Raw genomic sequence first — 22,105 nt, 5'->3', positions numbered from 1 at the left:
GAGGCTTTGCCTGTTGTCAGTTGAAATTCGGCGACGCGTTTGAAGCACCCTGCGCCGGCTGGATATCGGTGGCGGCGGCAGCCGACATCTCCCCGATGCGACGAACCGCACCCGCCTCGACCAAACCGCCAAGCGCCTTCTGCATGAGGTCGACCGCATTGGCGAAGGCATCGACAGGCATGATGATGCGCTGGCGGAAAACCGGCTTCGGATTGTTGTTGGCGTCACGATCGGTGGCCGAGAGCGACATCAGGTCGATGCGCACGATCGTTCCCGTGACGGTGATTTCGCCGATACCGTCTGCATAAAGTTCGCTGCTCATTGTTCTCTCCTCTGGTTGATAATCAAAACCTGTTCACCTTTGAGTCGACGCATCGGATTATCCGAAAACCGCTTCACATTTTTCGGTTCGATGCGTGCGTGTCGTGCCGCCATGGCGGAAACGGATCGCGAAGACCGACGGCGGTCTGGGGATCGAAACCCCTCTCCTCCCCAGTCAGGCATTCGTCGAGAGCAATGCGGATGGCGCTCTCATCGAAGCCGGAGCCGATGAAGACCAGTTCCTGGCGGCGGTCGCCCCAGACATCGTCCCAATGCCGGTCGAGCAACTGGCGGAATTGCGGATGGCGCGGCCAGTGCGCGCGCGGCACCGAGGCCCACCAGAAACCCCTGGTACCGATGCGGCATTGGGTGCCGGCGATCGACAGCAGGCCGATCTCGTCCGGTCGGGTCGCCAGCCAGAAATGACCTTTTGCCCTGATGATGCCGGGCAATGGCTGCTCCAGCATGCGGCTCAGCCGTGCCGGATCGAAAGGCCGGCGGCTGCGATAGACGAAGCTTGTTATGCCGTATTCCTCGGTCTCCGGCACATGATCGCCCCAGCCGTAAAGCTCCTTGTGCCAGAGCGGATGGCGGGCGGCCCTGACCTCGCTGAAGAGCCCGGTATCCATGATTGCGCCAAGCGGCACCTGGCCGAAGACCGCCTCGATGACACGGGCATCCGGATTGAGCGCCGCGACGACCCGGCGAACTTCCGCGAGCATTGCGGGCGGCACGTCGCCTGCCTTGTTGATGATGACGACGTCGGCAAATTCGATCTGTTCGACGAGGAGTTCGACGAGCTTGCGCTCGTCGTCTCCATCACGGCTCTGGCCGCGATCGCTCAGAAACTCCGCACTGGCATAATCGGCGAGAAGATTGACCGCGTCGATGACGGAAACCATCGTGTCGAGCCGTGCGACATCGCAGAGCGCTGCTCCACTCTCGTCACGGAAGGAGAAGGTCGCTGCTATCGGCAGGGGCTCAGCGATACCCGTACCCTCGATCAGCAGATAGTCGAAACGGCCGGCGGCGGCGAGGCGGCGGACCTCGCTCAGGAGATCGTCGCGCAATGTGCAACAGATGCAGCCGTTGGTGAGCTCGACCAGGGTTTCGTCCGTCCTCGAGAGGTTGGCGCCGCCGTCACGGACGAGATCGGCATCGATATTCACCTCGCTCATGTCGTTGACGATCACGGCGATCCGGCGTCCCTCGCGATTGTTCAGGACATGATTGAGGACAGTCGTCTTGCCGGCGCCGAGAAACCCCGCCAGGACCATCACCGGAAGTCGATTGTCTACACCCGTCATCGATACCCCCGCTCGCCTTTACGCCGCGAGCTGCGGTTTGAACGCCACGTCCACATAGTAGTTTGTGCTGTTGTAACTGCTGGTCGGGAACAACCCGCTCGATCCATAAGCGTAGAGACCGTTGTCACCGCTGAGCGCCCTGAGGTCGCCGCTCGTCTTCTCGGTGCTGAAGTAATTGCCCGTCGCCGAGTAATTGCCGTTCGTGCTGTAGGAAACGACATAGGTCGTATCCGCTTCGACCGCGACCTGCTGGGTGAGCGTGGCAGTCTGCCAGCCGCTTGCCGTTTCGTTGCTGAAGGTGATGCTGGCAAGCAGCGTGCCCGAGGCGGTCCAGAGATAACCGTTATGCGGGCCTATATTGTCGGCGCCCTTGTAGAAGCGGAGGCCCGTGACCCAGCCTGCCGTGTCTGCCTGAAATTTCATGCCGAGATTGACCGGCTGATTGTCGTTCACGGAGACGACTGCGGGCGTTTCATTGGCACTGAAGACGTTCTGCTCGCTTGCCTGGGAGTTGACGGCAAGCGAAACCTGGGCGGATGCCGTGCCGCCCTGACCGTCGGCGATGGAATAGCTGAAGCTTGCCGGCCCGGTATATCCTGCCGTCGGCGTGAAGGTGACGGTCTGCGTCTGGCTGTCGTAGGACACCGAACCGTTGACAGCGCCGCTGACGCCGGTGATGACAAGCGGGTCGCCATCGGCGTCGCTGTCATTTGCGAGCAGGTTTGCAGCGGCGATCGACAGAGCCGTATTGGTATAGGTCGTATAGCCGTTGTCATTGGCGGCGACCGGCACCGTATTGCCCGCCGACTGGTTGAAGACGACGTCGACCCAGTAATTCGTCGACTGGTAGCTTGACGTCGGGAAGGTCGAGCCCGATCCGACCGCGTAGACGCCATTGCTGCCTGCAAGCGCCGTCAGCGAGCCGTTGGTATGCGCCGCGTTGAAATAGTTCGAGGTCGCCACATAGGTGCCGGTCGTGTGGTAGGAGGCGACATAGGTCGCACCCGCCGTGATCTGCAGCGGAGTGGCGAAGTTCGCGGTCTGCCAGCCGGAAAGCGACTCGTTGGTGAAGGTGACCGTGGCGACGAGCATGCCATCGGCCCTCCAGATGGAGCCGGTGTGCACACTGGTATCGCCGGCAGCCTTGTAATAGCGGATGCCCGAGATCGTGCCGTTTGAGGAAGCGACGAACTTCATTCCGAGTTCCATCGCCGTATTGTCGTTGAAGCTGCCGCCGCTGGGTCCCTCACTCGCCGTAAACAGTGTCTCGCCGGCCGAACCAGTCTGAACGGTCAGGCTGACATTGCCCTGATCCGTGCCGCCGCGCCCGTCCGACAGCGCATAGGTGAAGCTCGCCGGGCCTGAGTAATCGTTGGCCGCCGTGAAAGTGATGGCGCCGGTCTGCTTGTTGAGAGCGACCGTGCCGTTGACGGCATTGCCGACGGCGGTGATGGTCATCGCATCGCCATTGGGATCGGTATCGTTTGCCAGGAGTGCGGCAATGGAGATGACAAGCGTTCCGTTGTGGCCGATGATCAGCCCGCTGTCGTCGGTCGCGACCGGCTGGCTGTTGGGGCCGGCATCGAAGACCACGTCCACCCAGTAATTGGTACCGCCGGGGTTCTGGCCGGGGAATGTGCCGGCAGTGGTCCCGTAGGCGTAGACGCCGCCTCCATCGACGGCCTTCAGCGCGCCGCTGGCATAGGGCTCGCTGAAATAATTGGCAGTCATCGAGTAGTAGCCGTTGCTGTGATAGGAGGCCACATAGGTCGTGCCGGCCGCAATCTGGATCGGGCTGGAGAACATCACCGTCTGCCAGCCAGAGAGCGATTCACCTGTCGATACGCCGGTCGCCAGCAGCGTCCCGGTGCTGCTCCAGAGGCTGACGACATGTTCGCCGATATTGTAGAAGTCCTTGTAGAAGCGGATCCCCTCCACCGAGCCTGCCGTCGTCGCCTGGAAGCGCAGGCCGAGCTCGACGGAATCGCGATCGACCGCCGTCTCGGTCGCGGGCTTTTCGGCCAGTGTCCAGAGGCCCTGCGTGCCCGGCAGCGTAACGGTGACCTGCTTGCCGGCCGATGGCGCCTCCAGATTGACGCTGTCGTCGACGGCGCGTGACAAGATCGTATAGGTGCCGCTCGCCTGGACGACCCAGTTATAGGTCCAGCTCTCGCGGCCCGTGGCCTTGAACCAGTGCTGGCCGCCGTCGGTGGAAACCTCGACGCCGGCAATCATGCCGCCGCCGAAATCCTGCGCCGTTCCAGTGATCGTCACGTGCTGCCCTTCGAGGAAGCTTGCGCCAACGATGGGCGAGGTAATCGACGAGGTGGGCTTCAGCGTATCGGTCGATTGGGTCGCGAGGATCAGGCTCGCATCGAGCGTCGTCGGCTGGATGCCCATGTCCGCGAACATGTTGACCATCGCCTGCTGCACGTTGCGATCGGTTGGCGTTGCCGGCCCCTGATGCTGATCATTCAGCCCCCAGGACCAGAAGACGGTGCCGGCGCCGAAGACGAGCGCGCCACTTGCCGCCCGGTACATGGTCAGGCTGTGGGTCGCCACCGCATCGCCGATCGTGGAACCGTAATCGCGGAGGTAGGTGTTCACCGCGACCGAGGAGAGCGACAGGTCGATCAGTCCAGCCGGACGGAATCCGTTCTCGACATCGGAATCCCATTCGTAGCCGAGCAGGTTCTGCACCAGATTGTAGGTTTCACCCTCCTGAAGCTCTGCCACATCGGTATTGCGCCAGAAGCGAAGGTTCGAATAGTCGTAGGGGATGGAGATCGTATCCTGGCGGTAGCTGTCCACCTGGAACATCGTGCCCGTCAGCGAATTCTCCGGCTCCTGCCCCGGATCGGCATAACGCGGATCGCGCCAGGTGCCGGTGCCGACATTGCTCGGGTCCGTGCTCGTGCCGTAGGTCTCCTTGTAGCAGACCATGGTGCGGTAGGCCTGGCCGCTGCCGTCGATGCTGCTTTCCCACCGGACTTTCCAATAAACCTCGTTGCCGCTCCAGAAGGCGAGGTTCACGCCGGCATCGCGCGCGGCCTCCACATTGGTGCGCTGCTCGGCCGACCAGTATTCGTCGTGGCCGACGGACAGAAAGGCATCATGGTTCAGCAGGAGGCTGCCACTGCGCGTAGCATCGACGCCGGAAATATAGGAAACGTCATAGCCGTTCTGCTCCAGCCACTGGATAGCGGAATGCTCGACGCCGAAGACGAAATCGTGCGAGCCGCCGACCGGGCTCGTATTGGTGATGATCGGCCTGTTATAGCTGACTGCAGAGGCGCGGCCGATGGCGGTCAGACCGCAGCTGCAGTTCGGCGGCAGGTAGCCGATCATATCGGCCGGATCGACGGGGACCTCGCCATAATAGAGGCTGGCGCCGCCCCAGGCATTATAGGCCTGCCAGGTCGTGTCCGAGGTCTGGAAGACGATGTTGCTGTGCGAGGAGTCGTCGCGCACGACGAAGGGAATGATGCTGGCATCCTCGGTGCCATCCTCGCGCACCAGCTTGGCAAAATAGACGCCCGAGACGGCGTCGGTGGGGATCTGCCAGCTGGCGGACACTGACCAGTTGCCGCAGTCGATGAGACCGAGCGACATATCGACGATCGGATGCGGCTGGATCTGCGCCGTCGTCAACTGCTGCTCGATCGAGTCGACCTTGCGCGCACCAGCCCCGCCGTAATAACCCATTCGGTAGATATCGATGCGGTAATGCGTGGAATCGGTGGCGATCTTGAAATCGACGGTCTGGCCGATATTCGTGCTGATTTCAGTGGCGAAGCCCTGGATGGTGCCGTTGCCGTCGCCCTCCAGACCCCACTCGCTGATCGGGTTGCCCTGCTTCAGGTTTTCGAGTGCGATCCTGTTGAGCGTGACCGCAGCCGGAGCGACCGCCGGTGCGGCCAGCGCTGAAACCGCGCTCGTGTCGGCCGGAGCGTCCTGGCTCGGCTCCACCGAGAGGGATGCTATCGAGGCCTGAAGGCGCAACGAAGTCGTGTCGAGACTGCTGGAATAAGTGACCGGCACAGCCGTCGTGGCGCTTCCGGTGTCGGCATCGCTGGTAATGCCCGTCAGCGCAGGCGCGGCAGGCAGCGTCGCAGCCTCTTCGTACGGATCCGGGGCAAGCACGGTGTCTTGCGATATCGAGGAAGGCGTCTGGAAGACCGTCGCAGCCGACGCCGTCTTCGTGGAGCTGTCTTGTGCCCCGCCATCTGCCTCAGGCGCCGGTATGGCCATCGACGAGGCAGGGGACGATTGCATACCGCCGGATGACATCAGCGAAGCTGTGACTGTGCCGGTGAAAGAGGATTGGACGGTTGCGCTGCCTTGATTGGCAAAGCCGGAAGAACCCTGGGTGCTCGAAGACACTACGGTTGGAGTTCCAAGCAGCGTGGCCCGGCCGGTGATAGCATGAGTGACGCATGGCGTGCCGCCGGCAGCAGTCAGATATTTGCGATTCCGCACATGAAATCTCAGCAAGAGCGGCGTCCCCGTTTCCCGTCGACCAGCATTGGATGACTTCATCCTGCCAGCTTTCGAAACGGAACGTACGACAGCAATCTGGGGTATGTGGGTGGTACCTCCATACGCCCATATGATGATCCTCGCCGCGCACCCGACCGACAGGGCTGCGACGCTGCGGAGAGCGCTTGGCTGGGCGCTGACGCACGTTGAAAAGGAACTCTGGTATTGTTTCGCCGACCCGGCTGAACTGCGCCGCGCCGTGCTACCAGGCCGGAAACGGATCTTCGAGGACCGACCAGTCCCGCGGATCCGAGCTGGCCAGGCAGTCGTCCAACGCGCTGCGGACGCCTGTCTCGTCCATGTCAACACCAATGAACACCAGTTCCTGCCGACGATCGCCCCAGGCACTGTCCCATCGGCGCTCGATCTGCTGACGAAACTGGTGGTGGCTCGGCCAGTCCTGCCGGGGGACAGCCGCCCACCAAAGCCCCATGGGTTCGCAGCGCCGCTGCGCGCCGGCCGCCGACATCAGACCCACGTGACGCGGTCGCGTGGCCAGCCAGAAATGACCTTTGGCGCGGATGACCCCCGGCCAGGGCTCGTCCAAGAATGCTCGAAACCGCATGGGGTCGAAGGGACGCCTCGTGCGATAGACAAAGCTCGACACGCCATATTCCTCCGTCTCCGGAACATGATCACCCGGGCTGTACAGCTCCTTGTGCCATAACGGGTGAGCGGCGGCTTTTGCTTCGTCGAAGAGGCCCGTATTGAGAATGGTTGCAAGAGAAACATTGCCGAAGTCCGTCTCCACCTGGTGCGCATCCGGGTTGAGCGCAGCCACCGTCTTGCGGATTTCCGCTCTTAGCTCCTCGGTCGCGTCCGCGATCTTGTTGATCACGACAACGTCGGCAAACTCGATCTGATCCACCAACAGGTCGATGAGTGTCCGCCGGTCCTCGCCGTCCCGCTGCATGCCGCGGTCGCGAAGCAGATCGGCACTGCTGTAATCAGCCAGGAGGCTGGCGGCATCCACGACGGTCACCATCGTGTCAAGTCTGGCAAAATCGGAGAGCGAAACACCGTTCTCGTCGCGGAAGGAAAAAGTGGCAGCGATGGGGCGCGGCTCGGCAATGCCCGTCCCTTCAATCAGCAGATAGTCGTATCGCCTCTCTTCGGCCAGTCGCCGCACTTCCGTCAGGAGGTCATCGCGCAGGGTGCAGCATATGCAGCCATTGCTGAGCTCGATCAACGTCTCCGTCGTGTGCGAGAGGTTGCAGCCGCTGTCGCGAATGAGATTGGCGTCTATATTCACTTCGCTCATGTCGTTGACGATGACGGCAACACGCAGGCCCTGACGGTTGTTCAGGACGTGACTGAGGAGCGTCGTCTTGCCGGCGCCGAGAAAGCCGGCAAGCACTGTCACCGGGAGCCGCTCGCCCTTGTTCATCGCGGTCCCTTGAATGGGAGCGGAGGCAGCTCCCCTCTCTGCGACCCGCATTTGCGTCGTATAAGCCTCATTCCCGATCCTAACTTTATCCTTTGCATCACGCGACGAGTTGCGGCCGGAAGACGACGTCGGCGTAGTAATTGGTTGAGTTGTAGCTGTTGGTCGGGAAAAGACCTGTGGTGGCGGATCCGCCATAGGCATAGACGCCATTGCCGCTGGCCGGCGCCGTCAACGGACCGTTGGTGACGGCGGTCGTGAAGAAATTGTTGGTCGCCACGTAAGCGCCTGTCGTGTGATAGGAGGCGACATAGGTGGTATTGGCGGCGATGGTGACGGGGTTTGTGAAGTTCACCGTCTGCCAGCCGCTCGCGGTGGTGGTGGTGAAGGTGGCGGTGGCAAGCTTGGTTCCCGTCGTGGTCCAAAGGTCGACGACATTCTGACCGTTGTCATTGGCGCTGCGATAGAACCTGATGCCCGTGACATCCCCGGCAACGTTCGACGTGAACTTGACGCCAAGTTCGAGCTGCTGACCATCGTTGAGGGTCCGGGCCGGCGTACTGGAGGCGGAGAACAGGCTGTAGGTCGTCGGCGCCGTCGACACGGCGATGTTGAAGGTCTCGTTGGCCGCAAGGCCGCCGAGATCAGTCGCCGTCACCTTGATGCCATAGGTGGCCGACGTCGTCGGCGTGCCGGAGAAGGTGCGCGTCGAGGCGTTGAAGGTCAGCCAGGAGGGCAGCGCCGTGCCGTCGGCGGCGGTTGCCGAATAGGTCAGCGTCTCGTTGCTGTCGACATCGGTGAAGGTGGTCGTCGGCAGCGTGAAGGAAAAGGCAGAGCCGACGGTGGCATTCTGGGTCGTCGTCTGGACGGCCAGCACCGGCGCATCGTTGGCGCCATGGATGGTGACGGTCAGGTTTGCCGTAGCGGTGGCCCCGGCGGCATCACGCATCGTGTAGCTGAAGACATCACTCAGCGTGTTGGTGGACAGGCGCAGCGCCTGGACGGCGGTATTGGTCTCGTTGATCGTATAGGTATAGGTGCCCGATGCATTGAGCACGAGACTGCCATAGGTGCCGTTCAGCGATGAGCCGAGCGTGCCTGACGTCGTCCCGAAGCGGACCGCCGTCACGGTCTTGGTATCGCCGGCATCCGGATCGGTGTCGTTGGTCAGCACGTTGCCGCTGGCGGCCACGCCGCCCGAGCCGTTGGCCACCCCGCCCTTCTCGGTCGCATCGCCCGTATCGGCAACCGCCGTCGGCGTCGTATTCCCGGGCACTGACACGGCGATGTTGAAGGTCTCGTTGGCCGCGAGGCCGCCGAGATCAGTCGCCGTCACCTTGATGCCATAGGTGGCCGACGTCGTCGGCGTGCCGGAGAAGGTGCGCGTCGAGGCGTTGAAGGTCAGCCAGGAGGGCAGCGCCGTGCCGTCGGCGGCGGTTGCCGAATAGGTCAGCGTCTCGTTGCTGTCGACATCGGTGAAGGTGGTCGTCGGCAGCGTGAAGGAAAAGGCAGAGCCGACGGTGGCATTCTGGGTCGTCGTCTGGACGGCCAGCACCGGCGCATCGTTGGCGCCATGGATGGTGACGGTCAGGTTTGCCGTAGCGGTGGCCCCGGCGGCATCACGCATCGTGTAGCTGAAGACATCACTCAGCGTGTTGGTGGACAGGCGCAGCGCCTGGACGGCGGTATTGGTCTCGTTGATCGTATAGGTATAGGTGCCCGATGCATTGAGCACGAGACTGCCATAGGTGCCGTTCAGCGATGAGCCGAGCGTGCCTGACGTCGTCCCGAAGCGGACCGCCGTCACGGTCTTGGTATCGCCGGCATCCGGATCGGTGTCGTTGGTCAGCACGTTGCCGCTGGCGGCCACGCCGCCCGAGCCGTTGGCCACCCCGCCCTTCTCGGTCGCATCCCCCGTATCGGCAACCGCCGTCGGCGTCGTATTCGAACTCGACGTGGTAAACATCACATCGACCCAATAGTTCGTCGACTGGAAGGTGGCCGTGGGAAATAGGCTGTTGCTGCCATAGGCATAGACGCCATTGCCGCTGGCCGGCGCCGTGAGCGGACCGCTGGTTACATTTGAGGTGAAGTAGCCGGTGGTCGACGAATAGTGACCGGTATTCGTATGGTAAGATGCAGTGTAGGTTTGTCCAGCCGTCAGCGATACCGGACTGGTGAAATAGGCGGTCTGCCAGCCGCTGGCAGTCTCGTTCGCGAAGGTGAGGGTCGCAATCCGCGTGCCGGTACTCGACCATAGTGAACCGGTATGCGTGCCGGTATCCTGGCTGCCCTTATAAAAACGAATGCCGGTGACCGTACCTGCGACGGAGGTCTGGAATTTGAAGCCAAGTTCAACCGCCGAGGTATCGTTGGTGTTGACGACCGCTGGCGTCGCCGAACCGAAGAGAGAGGTGTAACTCGGCCCGCTGACGGTGACCGTTCGTCCCGCCGAGGGCGTTTCCAGGTTGACGTTATCATCGACTGCGCGAGACCGGATAGTATAGGTGCCCGTGGCTTGCGGCTGCCAGGTATAAGTCCAGTTCTCATCGCCCGTCGCCGGATGCCAGCTCGCCCCGTTGTCGGTCGAAACCTCGACCGCGGCGATGACCCCACCTCCGGTATCGGCAGCGGTGCCGGTAATCGTCACAGTGGATCCAACGGTCGCCGTGGCGGGCACCGTGATGACCGATGTCGGCGCAGTGTGGTCCAACGAAGCGGTTGCGGCGGTGAGTCCGGACTGCAGCGTTCCAGGCTGAATGCCCATGTCGGCAAGCAAATTGACCATTGCCTGCTGCACACGCGGGTCCGTCGGGGTCGCCGTGAGGTCGTGATTGTCGCTGAGCCCCCATGTCCAGTAGACCGTGCCGGCGCCGAATACCAGCGCACCGCTGGGGGCGCGATAGAGGGTCAGATTGTGGGTCGCCGTCGCATTGCCTGTCGTGTTTCCGTAATCGAGCAAGTAGGTGCTGACCGGAAGCGTCGTCGACGACAGCTTCACCAGGCCAGCCGGATCGAAACCGTTATCGGGCGCTTCGTCCCACTCGTAACCGAGATAGTTTTTGGTGAGCGTCGCCGTCTGACCGGGCTGGAGGTTGGCAACGCTCGTATTGCGCCAGAAGCGCAGGTTGGCATCATCATAGCCAACGGTGATGGCGCCAAGATTATTGCCGACATCATCGACCTTGAATAACTGGCCGGTCAGCGAATTCTCCGGATTGCCGCCGCCAATGGCCGGTGGGCTGAAGCGTGGATCGCGGAAGGTGCCTGTCCATTGGTCGGAAGGATCGATATCGCCGCCGGCCCATGTCTCCTTGTAGGTGATGAGGGTGCGATAAGGCGTGCCGTCGGCGCTATAGGCGTTGCCCCAGCGGGTACGCCAATAGACCTCGTTGCCGCTCCAGAACATCAGGTTTACGCCCGCGTCGCGCGCAGCCTCGACATTGGTTCTCTGCTGTCCCGACCAGTATTCGTCATGCCCGGCATCGACATAGGTCTTGTGATTGAGCAAGAGGCTGCCATAGCGGTCGGCGTCGACACCCGACAAGTAGGAGACGTCATAGCCGTTCTGTTCCAGCCAGTAGATACCCGCATATTCGGCGCCGAACAGATAGTCCTGGGGACCGGCGTAAGTGCCGACATTGCCGCGGGTGGCAATCGGCCTGTTGTAGCTGACCGCATAGGCGCGGCCGGCGCCCTGCCCCGTCGCAGGCCCGTTGCCGCCATACAAGTTCGCGCCACCCCAGCCATTGTAAGCTTGCCAGGTCTCATCCGCGGTCTGGAAGACGACGTCACTGTGGCTGTCGTCGTCGCGCACGATGAACGGAATGTGGTTAGATCCGGAGGTACCGTCCTGACGCACGAGCTTGGCGATATAGACGCCCGAGACGGCATCATCAGGTACCGTCCACGACGCCGAGACGGCCCAGTTGCCGGCGTCCACTGTGCCGGTCGTGGCATTGCGCAATGGACTGGGCTGAGTCTGCAATCCGGTATGCTGCATGGTCGCGACCTTGCGCGCTCCCATGCCGCCGTAATAGCCGAGCCGATAGATATCGATCCGGTAATTGGTGGAGTTGGTATTGATCTTAAAGCTGATCGTCTTTCCGTTATCGACGCTGATGTCTGTCGCAAACCCCTCGATGTTGGAGCTACCGGCACCGTTGATGCCCCACTCGCTCTCCGGATTGCCCTGCTTCTGGTTTTCCAGCACGATCGCATTGCTGGCAGCCGCCGCCGTGACCGCCAGACTTTGCGTTGTCGATGACCCCTGCATAGAAGGCTTAGGTGGCTTCGTCACAGAGCCGGACAGGATACCTATATCCTTGGATTTTGTTCCCGTTCCCGTCTCTCCCCCGCCTGGCAGGGTTCCATTGGTGAGCGCCACGTCCGACCATGTTGCGGTTCCGCGCCAGCCCGAGAGCGGGGACAGGTCCCGATCGAAAAGCGGATCGCTGATCGAGGCGCCGATGGCCTGCTTGATCGTCGCGACATAGTCAGGTCCTTCGGTCAGCCTGGTCCCCGGCAATTGACCGTCCTGTTGAAGCAGGGCGCCGCCATGGGCCCAATCGAGGATGCGCGTCGGTGAGGTAAAGTAGCCGCACCCGCACACGCCAAAGGGCATGCCGAAGGCCAGCGAATTCGCGCCGGCGTCGTGCGCGGTCGCCTGCCCTGACGGGCTCGATTCGAGAATAACGACCTTGCCCGAATGAGCACGTCCGGCCGCCACCTTAGGAACACCTTCCCCCGAAGCTGTCGATGCCGGGCTTTGCGGCAGATAGGCAGCCAGAGGATCGTCGCCCATGGAGCTCATTCCGGGATAGGAGCTCATTCCGGTATAGGTGCGCTGAAGGGACGATGTCGTCCCGAACGCAACTCCGTCCGCGTGCCACGGGAAACTCGCAAGATTCGGCATAGAACCCGACAGCGCGGCCCCGTCACCGCTTAGAATTCTCATTTCGCTAGGCGTGGCGATCGTGTCGGTTAAGGGCCGCTCGTCGACGTTTTTGTCCGAGTCGCCGTTCACGTGCGCTTTCTGCCCATGATGTTCGTTGAGGGCCGCATCCTTATAGGGATCGTCGACAAGGGTGCCCTGCTTGTGTCCATCGGCGGTTTGCACCAATGCCGCAAGTTGAGCACTATCCCTATGCTTTTCAGCAGGCTTGCGCGGTCTCTCTTTTCCGCCGACGGTGAACCACCGGGGCACCAGCGAGTCCAGGAGGAGTGAGCGCGAAGTCCACCGGCGGGCGTTGCGATACATGGCAGGCACCTCTCGCGAAATTTATAAGATCAAATCTATGAGCGATCGTTTGACACCAGCCTGGAAGTATAGCCGAAAAACAGGCGAGTATATCCTACACCTTTTGCTCTACATGCGGTATCCTTTGGGCAACGGCCGTATCGTATAAACCAATAAAAGTTGAGACCGGCGGGCCGCGGAGCTTGGCTGCGCTCGGTGCAAGGCCCAAGCCGTGGCGGTGGCTTCTTCCACCATCGCCCCATGGCGGCACTGACGCCGGAAACGCCCAAGCAGGAACAACGGAGGTGGTCTGCCGAGCTATGGCAAGAGCCGTCGGGATCGCGGCGTGTTCAATCCGGAACGAGGATGCGATCGCGGTCGTTCGCGGCTAGAACGCCTATTCCTGCGTGCATGAGCTATTGATTTTCCAAGATGATACCTCTCTGAGATATACGCTCCTGCTCGATTTAGACTGAGGCACCCGCCCCCACCTCATCAAAATTGATGAGGCAAAGCAAACGACCTCCACCTTCCTCAAGCCTTCGCCAGACTGCACACTAACAATGCGGCGTCGGACCTACCGGCCGGCGGTCGAACAGCGTGAAGGCATTGGATCAGCATCCGTGCAAGGATGTTTCGCAGGCGAGATATGTGTATGAATTTATCGCACCGCATCCCCAAGCTGCTCTTTCGCACGGCGTATGTCATCAGTGCGTTCGCCTTTCTTGTCGGAGCCGTGTCTCCGGCTCTCGCTGATGGCGCATCCTTGGCACCCCAAACGAAGATCCGTCTGACGATCGTCCAATGGATGCAGTCCAAAGGCCAATACGAACGATGGGATGCACTTGGTGGCGAATACACGGTCTCGGATGAGGGCACGGTTTTCCTGCCCTTTCTCGGATCCCTTTCCGTCGACAATCTTAAAAAGAGTGACCTCACAAACGAAATCGCCAAGCGTCTGCAGGAGAAAATCGGACTGGTTCAGCCACCCGCGGTCACGATCGAAATTCTCGAATATCCGCCAATCTATGTTGTGGGAGACGTAACCACGCCGGGAGAGTATAAGTACCGCCCTGGGCTTACCGTTCTGCAATCCCTAGCGATGAGCGGCGGCCCGTTTCGCTCTAAAACTCCGCTGCAAACGGAGTCGATCAAGCTCGTCGGAGAATTGCGGGAAATAGATCATTCTATCCTGCGCAGCACGGCGAAACTGTCGCGACTCCAGGCGGAGATGGCCGGTGCGAAGGAAATTACCTTCGATCAGGCGGCAGGGGCCGATCAGCAATTTTCCGCTGGGATATACAGCGAGGAGAGGGTCATTTTTCAAGCTCGTGCAAATGCGCTGGAGCGGCAGTCAAAGGCGCTCACGGAATTGCGCGAACTTTTGACCACCGAAATTTCAACTTTGGAAGAGAAACTGGTGGGCGCCGACGATAATATCAAATCAGTCGAGGACCAGCTGACCAGCGTCAAGTCCCTGGTGCAGAAAGGCCTCACGATCTCGTCGAGGCAGTTGGACCTGGAACGGTTGCTGACGACCTACCGTTCCGACAAGCTCGACCTCGTTACCGCCATCATGCGGGGTCGTCAGGCAGTCAGCGAGACAACGCGGAATCTCGAGGGCCTGTCCGACACGCGTCGGAGCGAAGTCGCGGTCGAAGCGCAGGCGGAACGGGCAAATCTCGATCAGCTCAAGATGAAGCGTGAGATGACGCAGAAGCTGCTTATCGATCAACTTGCTGCCGACGACGGCTTGAAAAACCGCAGCGTGGAGCTCCCGATCACTTTTACCGTCAGCCGGCGGAATGAAGGACGAATCGATCAATTCCAAGCCTCAGAAACGACGACACTGGCGCCGGGTGACGTCGTGAGAGTTGTTCGGCCGCAAATTCCGGACGAGCCGTCCGGGCCTACCTCCGATCAATCTGGGGAGATGGAGCCAGAGACGCTCGCAAATCGGACAAGCCAGTGACCTGCGACGAAAGCATGACCAAGGTGAAAGCGGCGGTGAGACCTACGGAGGTGAGATCCCGCCGCCTCGAATATCATGAGCGATATGACGGTCGCAAAAAGACCGCGCGCGCGGTGCATCCCCGAAGCTGCGTTGGGCGCCAGGCCCAGGGTAAAGCGTCGGAGATGCAGCCCGACAGGATAAACGCTGGGGATATCTGATGACGTTGCGCATGATCCCGCCCAGCGGCCAGTCTTATACCCAAATACTGAAGTCGACGATGCTGATGGGCGGTTCCTCGCTGGTGAATGTCGCTCTTAGCATCGTTCGCAACAAAGCCCTGGCTGTTCTGCTCGGGCCGGAAGGGGTGGGGCTTATCGGCCTTTACGGGGCAATCCTCGATATCGCGCAAGCGATAGCTGGTATGGGAGTGAGCAGCAGCGGTGTGCGCCGGGTCGCCGAGGCGGCGGGCGCCGACGACGGAGAGAGGATCGCGCGGTCGGCGACAGCGCTCAGACGCATCTCGCTGGTGCTCGGGCTGCTCGGCGGGCTTTTGCTTGCGGCGTTGGCTCTTCCGGTCTCGAAATTCACTTTCGGCGACTACCAGCACGTCGGCGGCATTGTTCTGCTCTCCCTTGCCGTATTCTTTCGCATAGTGTCTACCGGACAGGCCGCTTTGATCCAAGGCTTGCGGGGCATTGCCAATCTGGCCCGCATCAACGTGCTTTCCGGACTCTTCGGCACGATGGTCAGCATCCCGTTGATCTATCTGTTCGGCGAAAAGGCGATTGTACCCTCTCTCGTGGCGATCGCGGCCGTCTCGGTCCTTCCCACCTGGTGGTACAGCAAACACATATCCACGCAGCCACCGCCCATGTCGGTGCGTCAGTTCGGCCGGGAAGCGAAAGCCCTGTTCAGTCTCGGCATGGCGTTCATGGCAAGCGGACTTCTGACGTTCGGCGCCGCCTATGCCATCCGCATCATCGTGCTGAATGAAGGGGGAGTTGTGGCGGCGGGATTATACCAGGCAGCCTGGGCGTTAGGCGGTCTCTACGCCGGTTTCATCCTGCAGGCGATGGGAACAGACTTCTATCCGCGCCTGACCGCAATCGCCGACAACAAGGCCGAGTGCAACCGGCTGGTCAATGAGCAGGCGGAAATCAGCATGCTGCTGGCCGGCCCCGGTCTGATCGCCACTTTGACCCTGGCGCCGCTCGTGATGAGCATGTTCTATTCCGCGGAATTTCATGGGGCTGTGGAGCTCCTGCGCTGGATCTGCCTTGGAATGATGCTCAGGATCGTCGCCTGGCCGATGGGTTTCATCGTGCTCGCGAGGGGCGCGCAGACGATCTTCTTCTGGACGGAGGTCGCAGCAACGCTGGTACATGTGGGGCTGGCTTGGCTCTTCGTAGCGAAGCTCGGCACGACTGGAGCCGGCATGGCGTTTTTCGGTCTCTACGTCTGGCATAGTATTCTGATTTACCTGATCGTGCGTCGCCTCACCGGCTTCCGCTGGTCGCGCGCCAATCGCAGGCACGCGCTGCTCTTCCTGCCTGCGTCGGGGATGGTCGTCTCGGCCTTTTTGCTCCTGCCGTCATGGTCGGCCATGGTGATCGGCTGCATCGCCATCGTCGCGACCGGGCTTTACTCGCTGCGCATGTTGGTCGAACTGCTTCCGCCGGAGTCGGTGCCCGCAATCGTCCGAGGATGGATCACGAAATCCGCATGAAAAAAAGCGCGCATCAGAGGATGCACGCTTTCCTGATGTTGTACGACATGCTGCCGTGTGCCGGCGTCAGTTCAGGCAGGTACGGCGCCCGGCTCGGGCTGACGGACCACGCGCCCGGTGCTGGCGTCGGCAAGGGCCTGGCGCAATGCCTCAACGACCCTGACGATATCAACTGGCGTCATCTGCGCATAAAGCGGCAGGATGACGGTCTGCTGCTGCGCCGATATGCTTCGCGTCAGGCTGGTGGCGGCGCGATGAGAGCTTAGGCCGGAATAGGCTCCCTCCAGGTGAATGTTCATCACGCCGCGCCGCGTTGATATCCCCTGATCGAGCAGCGCTTGCATGACTGCGCGCTGGTCGATTTCGTCAGACAATCTCACGCAGAAGCTTTGCCAGTTGCTGCGAGCCCAGCCAGGCTCGGTCGGAATCGACAGGCCTGGGATCGTGGACAGCCCCTCGCAATACTGCAATGCAAGCCGCCTTCGCTCCGCAACCAGCTCCGGCAACCGCCGTAGTTGCACCCGTCCGACCGCGGCCTGGAGGTCGGTCATACGGTAGTTGTAGCCCAGCTCATCATAATCCTCGAAGATCACCTGTTTGGAGCCGTGGCGGACAGCGTCGGTGACGCTCATGCCATGCTGGCGCCACAGCCGGAATTTTCTGTCATATTCCGGATTCACAGTCGTCAGCATGCCGCCATCACCCGTGGTGACGACCTTGCGGGGATGGAATGAGAAGCAGGCAATATCGCCATGCGGTTTGCCGATCTTTTCCCAACGCCCTTCCCACAGAATTTCGCTTCCCGTCGCACAGGCCGCATCCTCGATAACCGGTACCGAATGGCGTTTGCCGATCGCCACGATCGAACGGAGATCGCAGGGCATGCCGAGCTGATGCACGCACAGGATTGCCTTGGTGCGGGGCGTGATTGCCGCTTCGATCAAGCTCGGGTCCATATTGTAACCATCCGGCTCGATATCGACGAAGACGGGCACCGCATTACAGTATCGAACAGCATTCGCGGTTGCGATGAACGAGTGGCTGACGGTGATGACCTCATCGCCAGCGCTGACGCCCACCGCCATCAAGGCGAGATGAAGCGCGGTCGTGCAGTTGGAAACGGCACAAGCGTGCTCGGTGCCGACGAAGGCTGCGAATTCTTTCTCAAATGCCGCGACTTCCGGCCCCTGCGTCACCCATCCCGACAGGATGACACGGCGCGTGGCCTCAGCCTCTTCCTCTCCGAGGACGGGTTTGGCAACGGGGATTGTCGATACCAACGGGCTCATGCAGCCTGACCTCCTGCCGAAGCAGTCTTCGACTGCCACCACATGACAAGGTCACGAAGCCCCTGCTCCATCGAAATTTCCGCCTTGAAGCCCAGAAGTCTTTCGGCCTTGCTGATATCGGCAAGACGACGCGTGACGCCGTTGACGGCGCGCGCCTCCTTGTGTTGCGGCTCGAGTGAGGATCCCATGATGTCGCTCAGCATCCGCGCGAGTTCCAGCAGGCTTATTTCCCTGCCGCTCGCGACGTTGAACACCTCGTCCGTAACGTCGCTCTTTGCCGCCAGCATGTTTGCCCGCGCAATATCGCGTGCATCCACGAAGTCCATCGTCTGGCTGCCGTCCCCATAGACGAGCGGCGGCATTCCGGCCGCCAAGCGTTCCATCCAGCGGATCAGAACTTCCGTATAGGCACCGTAAACGTCCATTCGCGGTCCATAAACGTTGAAATAACGCAGCGCCACATAGCGCAGGCCGTACATTTCCGCGAAACTGCGCAATAGACCCTCGTTGAAGGTCTTGGCCGCGCCGTAGATCGTCCGATTATTGTAGGGGTGATGCTGTTCGGTCGTCGGGAAGCTTTCAGCAAGCCCCAGCACGGAGGCAGAGGAGGCCGCGACGACCTTCGACACGCCTGCCTTGACCGCAGCTTCAAGGACATTGAACGTGCCCTCGGCCAGAACATCGAAGGCGAGCCGCGGTTCTTCCGCGCATTGCGTGATGCGGATCGCAGCCTGGTGGAAGACGATGTCGACGCCTTCGAAGGTTTTCGCCAGCAGTGCCCTGTCGCGGATATCGCCCTCGATGATGTTGACGGAGCCGCTTGATATTGCCGTGCTGAGATTGTCCCGGCGCCCACGCACGAAATTGTCGAGGACGATGATCTCGCGAGGTTTTTCCAATGCAACAAGATCGGCAATATGCGAACCGATCAGACCGGCACCACCGGTGATGAGCACTCGTTTGTTTCTCATGATCTTCCCTCACGCGACATGTTCGTCATCGGATCATTCTCCGAACGCCAACGGATGAATTTTGCCGGTACACCGGCGGCAACCGAGAACGGCTCGACGTCGGAAACGACGACTGCCCCCGCTCCAACGATCGCCCCCTTCCCGATGGTCACTCCGGGAAGAATGGTCGCATTTGTTCCGATGTCGGCCTCTGCACAGATGCGCACCGGCCTGATTTCAAGATCCGTGCGGATGATCGGCACATCCACCGGCAGTGCCGTGTGGGTCGAGCCAAGCACCTTGGCGCCCGGCCCCCACCCGACAGAATCCTCGATCACCAGGTCGCGCGCGTCGAAATAGGCCATTGGCCCGATCCAGACATTGTCGCCAATGACGCAGGTGCCGTCGTAGCGTCCCTGGATGTAGGCCTGAGCGCCGATGAACACGCCGCTGCCGATTTCGAATGTTTCCGGATGTTTGAAACCGGCGCCGCTGGCAACCTGCAGGCCTTCGCCGCAGTTCCGTGTGATAGCCTGCCAGATGGCTTTGCGCATCAGCGCGTCGACGAACCCGTCGCCCGTCGCGAAACGGCCGTAGAGTTCGATCAGACCGCCACGTCCATATGATTGCCTGAGCTCTTCGGCGAGCCCCGCCTGATAGGCTGGATCTGCCGGCTTCTGGCTACGGCCGTGAACGGCCTGCACGACGCGAGCCTCGCGTGGATTAACTGACATAGGCATACTCCAGCGCAGCCGCGACCTGATCGACGTGCTGCACGGGCATTTCAGGGTAGATCGGCAAGGAGAGGACCTCGCGTGCGGCGGCTTCCGAGACCGGGAAGTCGCCGACCTGGTAACCGAGGTCGGCATGGGCCTTCTGCAAATGAACGGGGATCGGATAGTGCAAACCAGACGGAATGCCCTCTGCTGTGAGCACACGTTGCAGGCCATCGCGATCGTGGCTTCTGATGGCGTAGACATGGTAGACATGCCGCCGCTCCGGCACTTCGACAGGCGTTCGCAAATGCGGCGATCCTGCAAGCAGGGAGGAGTAGCGGCGACCATGCGAACGACGGGCTTCGGTCCAGGCTTCGAGATGCCGGAGCTTGACGCGCAGAATGGCTCCCTGGATGGCGTCCATGCGATAGTTGAAGCCCTTCAGCAGATGGTGATAGCGCTGCTCCTGACCCCAATCCCGCAGCATGCGCATTGTCTTGGCCTGCTCATCGCTGTTCGTGACGGCGATCCCGCCCTCGCCGCAGGCGCCGAGGTTTTTGCCCGGATAGAAGCTGAAGCAGCCAGATGCGCCGATGCTGCCGGCGCGCGCGCCCTTATACCGGGCGCCATGTGCCTGGCAGGCGTCCTCGATGACCGGGATCTGGTGGTGATCAGCGACTTCCATGATGCCACCCATATCGGCCATCTGGCCGTAGAGATGGACGGGAATGATCGCCTTGGTCCGGGAGGTGATCTTCGCCTCGAGCTGAGCCGGATCCATGGTGAGCGTCATCGGCTCGACATCGACGAATACGGGTGTTGCGCCCGTGTAGCAGATCGCCGACACGGTCGCGACGAAGGTGAACGGCACGGTGATGACTTCATCGCCGGGACCGACGCCCGCCGCAAGCAGAGACAGGTGCAGGGCGCTCGTTCCGGTGTTGAGGGCAATTGCATGTTTGACGTTGCAATAGTCGGCGAATTCCTGCTCAAGCCGGATGACTTCCTCGCCCAGGATGTATTGCCCCGAGGCCAGCACGCCGAGCACTGCGGCATCGATTTCGCTCTTGATCGATTGATATTGTGCTTTGAGGTCCAGAAAGGGGATCATGCAATGCGCCTCGCCTCTTCGAGCTCGATGATACGACCGCGCTGGGCGAGCGACCGGCTCGCCGCTTCAAGGATGCGAACGACGCGCAGCCCGGCCTGGCCGTCTGCAATGGGGCGCGAATTCTGCTCGATGCACTCGACGAATTGATCCAGTTCGCGTTTCAATGCCTCGGTCATATCGAGCTTGGGCGCCCACATATCGCCGCTGCGGTAGCCGACCAGCATCTGATGCACCTTCTCGCCGTACGCATCGGAATTGGGGCACATGGTGATGCCCTTGTCATAGACCTTGATTTTTTCACTGGGCTCCAGATCGTCATAGACGATCATCTTGTTGCTGCAGCCGATCAGCGTGCGGCGGACCTTCACCGGGGCCAGCCAATTGACGTGAACGTGGGCGATAAGCTTGCTTTCGAAGAAGAGCGTCAGATAGGCGATGTTCTCCGGCTCGCCGAGCACATGGCTCATGCCCGTCGCTGAAACAGCCACCGGCCTTTCCTGCACGACATGGTCCAGGATAGAGAGATCATGCACGGCGAGGTCCCAGATGACGCTGACATCATGCTGGAAGAGCCCAAGATTGACCCGAACCGAGTCGTAATAATACATGTCGCCGAGGCCGCTTTCGACCAGTTCACGCATCTTTCGGACGGCGCCGGTATGGACGAAGGTGTGATCCACGGCCAGCACGAGGCGGCGGCGCGCGGCTTCCTCGACCATCCGTGCGGCTTCGTCCGTCGTCGATGCCATAGGCTTTTCGACGAAGACATGCTTTCCGGCCATCATTGCCTGCATTGCAAGCTTGAAATGCGTCGAGACCGGCGTCGCAATGGCGATTGCATCCACTCTCGGATCGGCCAGAACTTCCTCGAATTTATCGGTGATCGTTATTGCGGGATACCGGCTCTTAACAGCCGCCAACCGTTCGACATTGAGATCACAGACTGAAACGAGGTGGGCGCCGGCCGCTTCCGAGATGTTACGAACCAGATTCGGACCCCAATACCCATATCCGACGACAGCGATACCGATCATTCGATTTCTCCCAACGCAAACATGTCGACCGGTCCGTCATTGACGCGGCCGATCACCCGAGCCGGAACGCCCGCGACGATGGCGCCCTCAGGCACGTCCTTTGTTACAACCGCTCCGGCGCCAACCTGCGCGGCCTCTCCGATAGTCACACCTGGCAGAATGGTGGCGTTGCTGCCGATCGACGCGTGGCGCTTGACCAGCGTCGGGATGAGGACCCAGTCGGCCTCCGTCTGCAGGCTGCCATCCGGATTAATGGCGCGCGGGTAGGTGTCGTTCGTAAACATGACCCCGTGGCCGATGAAGACGCCGTCTTCCAGTGTCACGCCCTCACAGAGGAAGGAATGGCTGGAGATCTTGCAGTCTTTTCCGACCACGACGTTCTTCTGAATCTCGACGAATGTGCCGATGCGCGTCCTTGCGCCGATCGTGCAGCCATACAGATTCACGAGATCTCGATGGTAGATGACGCTGCCGTCACCCAGCTTGACATTTGATGCAATCATCCCTGCAAACCCCTACTACTCCCAACAGGGCC

General features: G+C 61.1%; 13 protein-coding genes. 2 read left to right on the top strand and 11 right to left on the bottom strand.

Features of this window, described 5'->3' with window-relative positions; translation table 11 throughout:
- Positions 1 to 16: 16 nt before the first annotated feature.
- The 5 genes from NL154_RS05895 to NL154_RS05875 form a co-directional block, all read right to left on the bottom strand.
- Positions 17 to 322, bottom strand: coding sequence for a hypothetical protein (locus NL154_RS05895; RefSeq protein WP_210628495.1), 306 nt, complete (start codon positions 320 to 322; stop codon positions 17 to 19).
- A 73-nt stretch (positions 323 to 395) separates the two neighbouring features.
- Positions 396 to 1,628 carry a GTP-binding protein gene (locus NL154_RS05890; RefSeq protein ID WP_434733781.1) on the bottom strand — a complete coding sequence of 411 codons (1,233 nt, stop codon included), beginning with the start codon at positions 1,626 to 1,628 and terminating at the stop codon, positions 396 to 398.
- 18 nt (positions 1,629 to 1,646) lie between these two features.
- Complete coding sequence (locus NL154_RS05885) at positions 1,647 to 6,167, bottom strand: DUF4082 domain-containing protein (RefSeq protein ID WP_434733780.1); 4,521 nt, start codon at positions 6,165 to 6,167, stop codon at positions 1,647 to 1,649.
- 202 nt (positions 6,168 to 6,369) lie between these two features.
- Complete coding sequence (locus NL154_RS05880) at positions 6,370 to 7,554, bottom strand: GTP-binding protein (protein ID WP_210628498.1); 1,185 nt, start codon at positions 7,552 to 7,554, stop codon at positions 6,370 to 6,372.
- A gap of 97 nt (positions 7,555 to 7,651) precedes the next feature.
- On the bottom strand, positions 7,652 to 12,811 hold the full coding sequence (locus NL154_RS05875) for a DUF4082 domain-containing protein (protein ID WP_434733779.1): 5,160 nt from the start codon (positions 12,809 to 12,811) through the stop codon (positions 7,652 to 7,654).
- Between the two features lie 634 nt (positions 12,812 to 13,445).
- On the opposite strand from NL154_RS05875, the gene NL154_RS05870 reads away from it, so the two are divergent.
- Positions 13,446 to 14,762 (top strand): polysaccharide biosynthesis/export family protein, encoded by a 1,317-nt coding sequence (locus NL154_RS05870; RefSeq protein ID WP_221147327.1) that lies wholly within the window; start codon positions 13,446 to 13,448, stop codon positions 14,760 to 14,762.
- Between the two features lie 199 nt (positions 14,763 to 14,961).
- Positions 14,962 to 16,470, top strand: coding sequence for an O-antigen translocase (locus NL154_RS05865; RefSeq protein ID WP_221155878.1), 1,509 nt, complete (start codon positions 14,962 to 14,964; stop codon positions 16,468 to 16,470).
- Positions 16,471 to 16,541: 71 nt separating this feature from the next.
- Here the strand turns inward: NL154_RS05865 and NL154_RS05860 are convergent, their stop codons facing one another.
- The 6 genes from NL154_RS05860 to NL154_RS05835 are packed head-to-tail and all read right to left on the bottom strand — an operon-like array spanning position 16,542 to position 22,073.
- The gene (locus NL154_RS05860; RefSeq protein WP_434733778.1) at positions 16,542 to 17,759 is read right to left on the bottom strand and encodes a DegT/DnrJ/EryC1/StrS family aminotransferase; all 1,218 of its coding nucleotides are present in this window, start codon (positions 17,757 to 17,759) and stop codon (positions 16,542 to 16,544) included.
- Positions 17,756 to 18,730, bottom strand: a complete 975-nt coding sequence (locus NL154_RS05855; RefSeq protein ID WP_210628503.1) for an NAD-dependent epimerase/dehydratase family protein — start codon at positions 18,728 to 18,730, stop codon at positions 17,756 to 17,758. Before NL154_RS05855 ends, NL154_RS05860 begins: the two co-directional genes overlap by 4 nt.
- A complete protein-coding gene (locus NL154_RS05850) occupies positions 18,727 to 19,443 on the bottom strand; it encodes an acyltransferase (RefSeq protein ID WP_210628504.1) in 717 nt (238 codons plus the stop codon). The genes NL154_RS05855 and NL154_RS05850 overlap by 4 nt, the downstream gene beginning before the upstream one ends.
- Positions 19,433 to 20,536: a DegT/DnrJ/EryC1/StrS family aminotransferase gene (locus NL154_RS05845; protein WP_434733777.1), complete on the bottom strand. Its 1,104-nt coding sequence runs from the start codon at positions 20,534 to 20,536 to the stop codon at positions 19,433 to 19,435. The genes NL154_RS05850 and NL154_RS05845 overlap by 11 nt, the downstream gene beginning before the upstream one ends.
- The gene (locus tag NL154_RS05840; protein WP_210628506.1) at positions 20,533 to 21,570 is read right to left on the bottom strand and encodes a Gfo/Idh/MocA family protein; all 1,038 of its coding nucleotides are present in this window, start codon (positions 21,568 to 21,570) and stop codon (positions 20,533 to 20,535) included. The genes NL154_RS05845 and NL154_RS05840 overlap by 4 nt, the downstream gene beginning before the upstream one ends.
- Positions 21,567 to 22,073: an acyltransferase gene (locus NL154_RS05835; RefSeq protein ID WP_210628507.1), complete on the bottom strand. Its 507-nt coding sequence runs from the start codon at positions 22,071 to 22,073 to the stop codon at positions 21,567 to 21,569. Before NL154_RS05835 ends, NL154_RS05840 begins: the two co-directional genes overlap by 4 nt.
- Positions 22,074 to 22,105: the final 32 nt, after the last annotated feature.

This window comes from Rhizobium sp. YTUHZ044 (assembly GCF_051123975.1).
GTDB lineage: Bacteria > Pseudomonadota > Alphaproteobacteria > Rhizobiales > Rhizobiaceae > Rhizobium.
This window is presented reverse-complemented; position numbering and strand designations above follow the sequence as displayed.

Excerpts from the sequence above, each read along its gene's own strand:
- NL154_RS05895 (WP_210628495.1), bottom strand. The coding sequence starts at position 322 with ATGAGCAGCGAACTTTATGCAGACGGTATCGGCGAAATCACCGTCACG.
- NL154_RS05890 (WP_434733781.1), bottom strand. The coding sequence starts at position 1,628 with ATGACGGGTGTAGACAATCGACTTCCGGTGATGGTCCTGGCGGGGTTT.
- NL154_RS05885 (WP_434733780.1), bottom strand. The coding sequence starts at position 6,167 with ATGAAGTCATCCAATGCTGGTCGACGGGAAACGGGGACGCCGCTCTTG.
- NL154_RS05880 (WP_210628498.1), bottom strand. The coding sequence starts at position 7,554 with ATGAACAAGGGCGAGCGGCTCCCGGTGACAGTGCTTGCCGGCTTTCTC.
- NL154_RS05875 (WP_434733779.1), bottom strand. The coding sequence starts at position 12,811 with ATGTATCGCAACGCCCGCCGGTGGACTTCGCGCTCACTCCTCCTGGAC.
- NL154_RS05870 (WP_221147327.1), top strand. The coding sequence starts at position 13,446 with ATGAATTTATCGCACCGCATCCCCAAGCTGCTCTTTCGCACGGCGTAT.
- NL154_RS05865 (WP_221155878.1), top strand. The coding sequence starts at position 14,962 with ATGACGTTGCGCATGATCCCGCCCAGCGGCCAGTCTTATACCCAAATA.
- NL154_RS05860 (WP_434733778.1), bottom strand. The coding sequence starts at position 17,759 with ATGAGCCCGTTGGTATCGACAATCCCCGTTGCCAAACCCGTCCTCGGA.
- NL154_RS05855 (WP_210628503.1), bottom strand. The coding sequence starts at position 18,730 with ATGAGAAACAAACGAGTGCTCATCACCGGTGGTGCCGGTCTGATCGGT.
- NL154_RS05850 (WP_210628504.1), bottom strand. The coding sequence starts at position 19,443 with ATGTCAGTTAATCCACGCGAGGCTCGCGTCGTGCAGGCCGTTCACGGC.
- NL154_RS05845 (WP_434733777.1), bottom strand. The coding sequence starts at position 20,536 with ATGATCCCCTTTCTGGACCTCAAAGCACAATATCAATCGATCAAGAGC.
- NL154_RS05840 (WP_210628506.1), bottom strand. The coding sequence starts at position 21,570 with ATGATCGGTATCGCTGTCGTCGGATATGGGTATTGGGGTCCGAATCTG.
- NL154_RS05835 (WP_210628507.1), bottom strand. The coding sequence starts at position 22,073 with ATGATTGCATCAAATGTCAAGCTGGGTGACGGCAGCGTCATCTACCAT.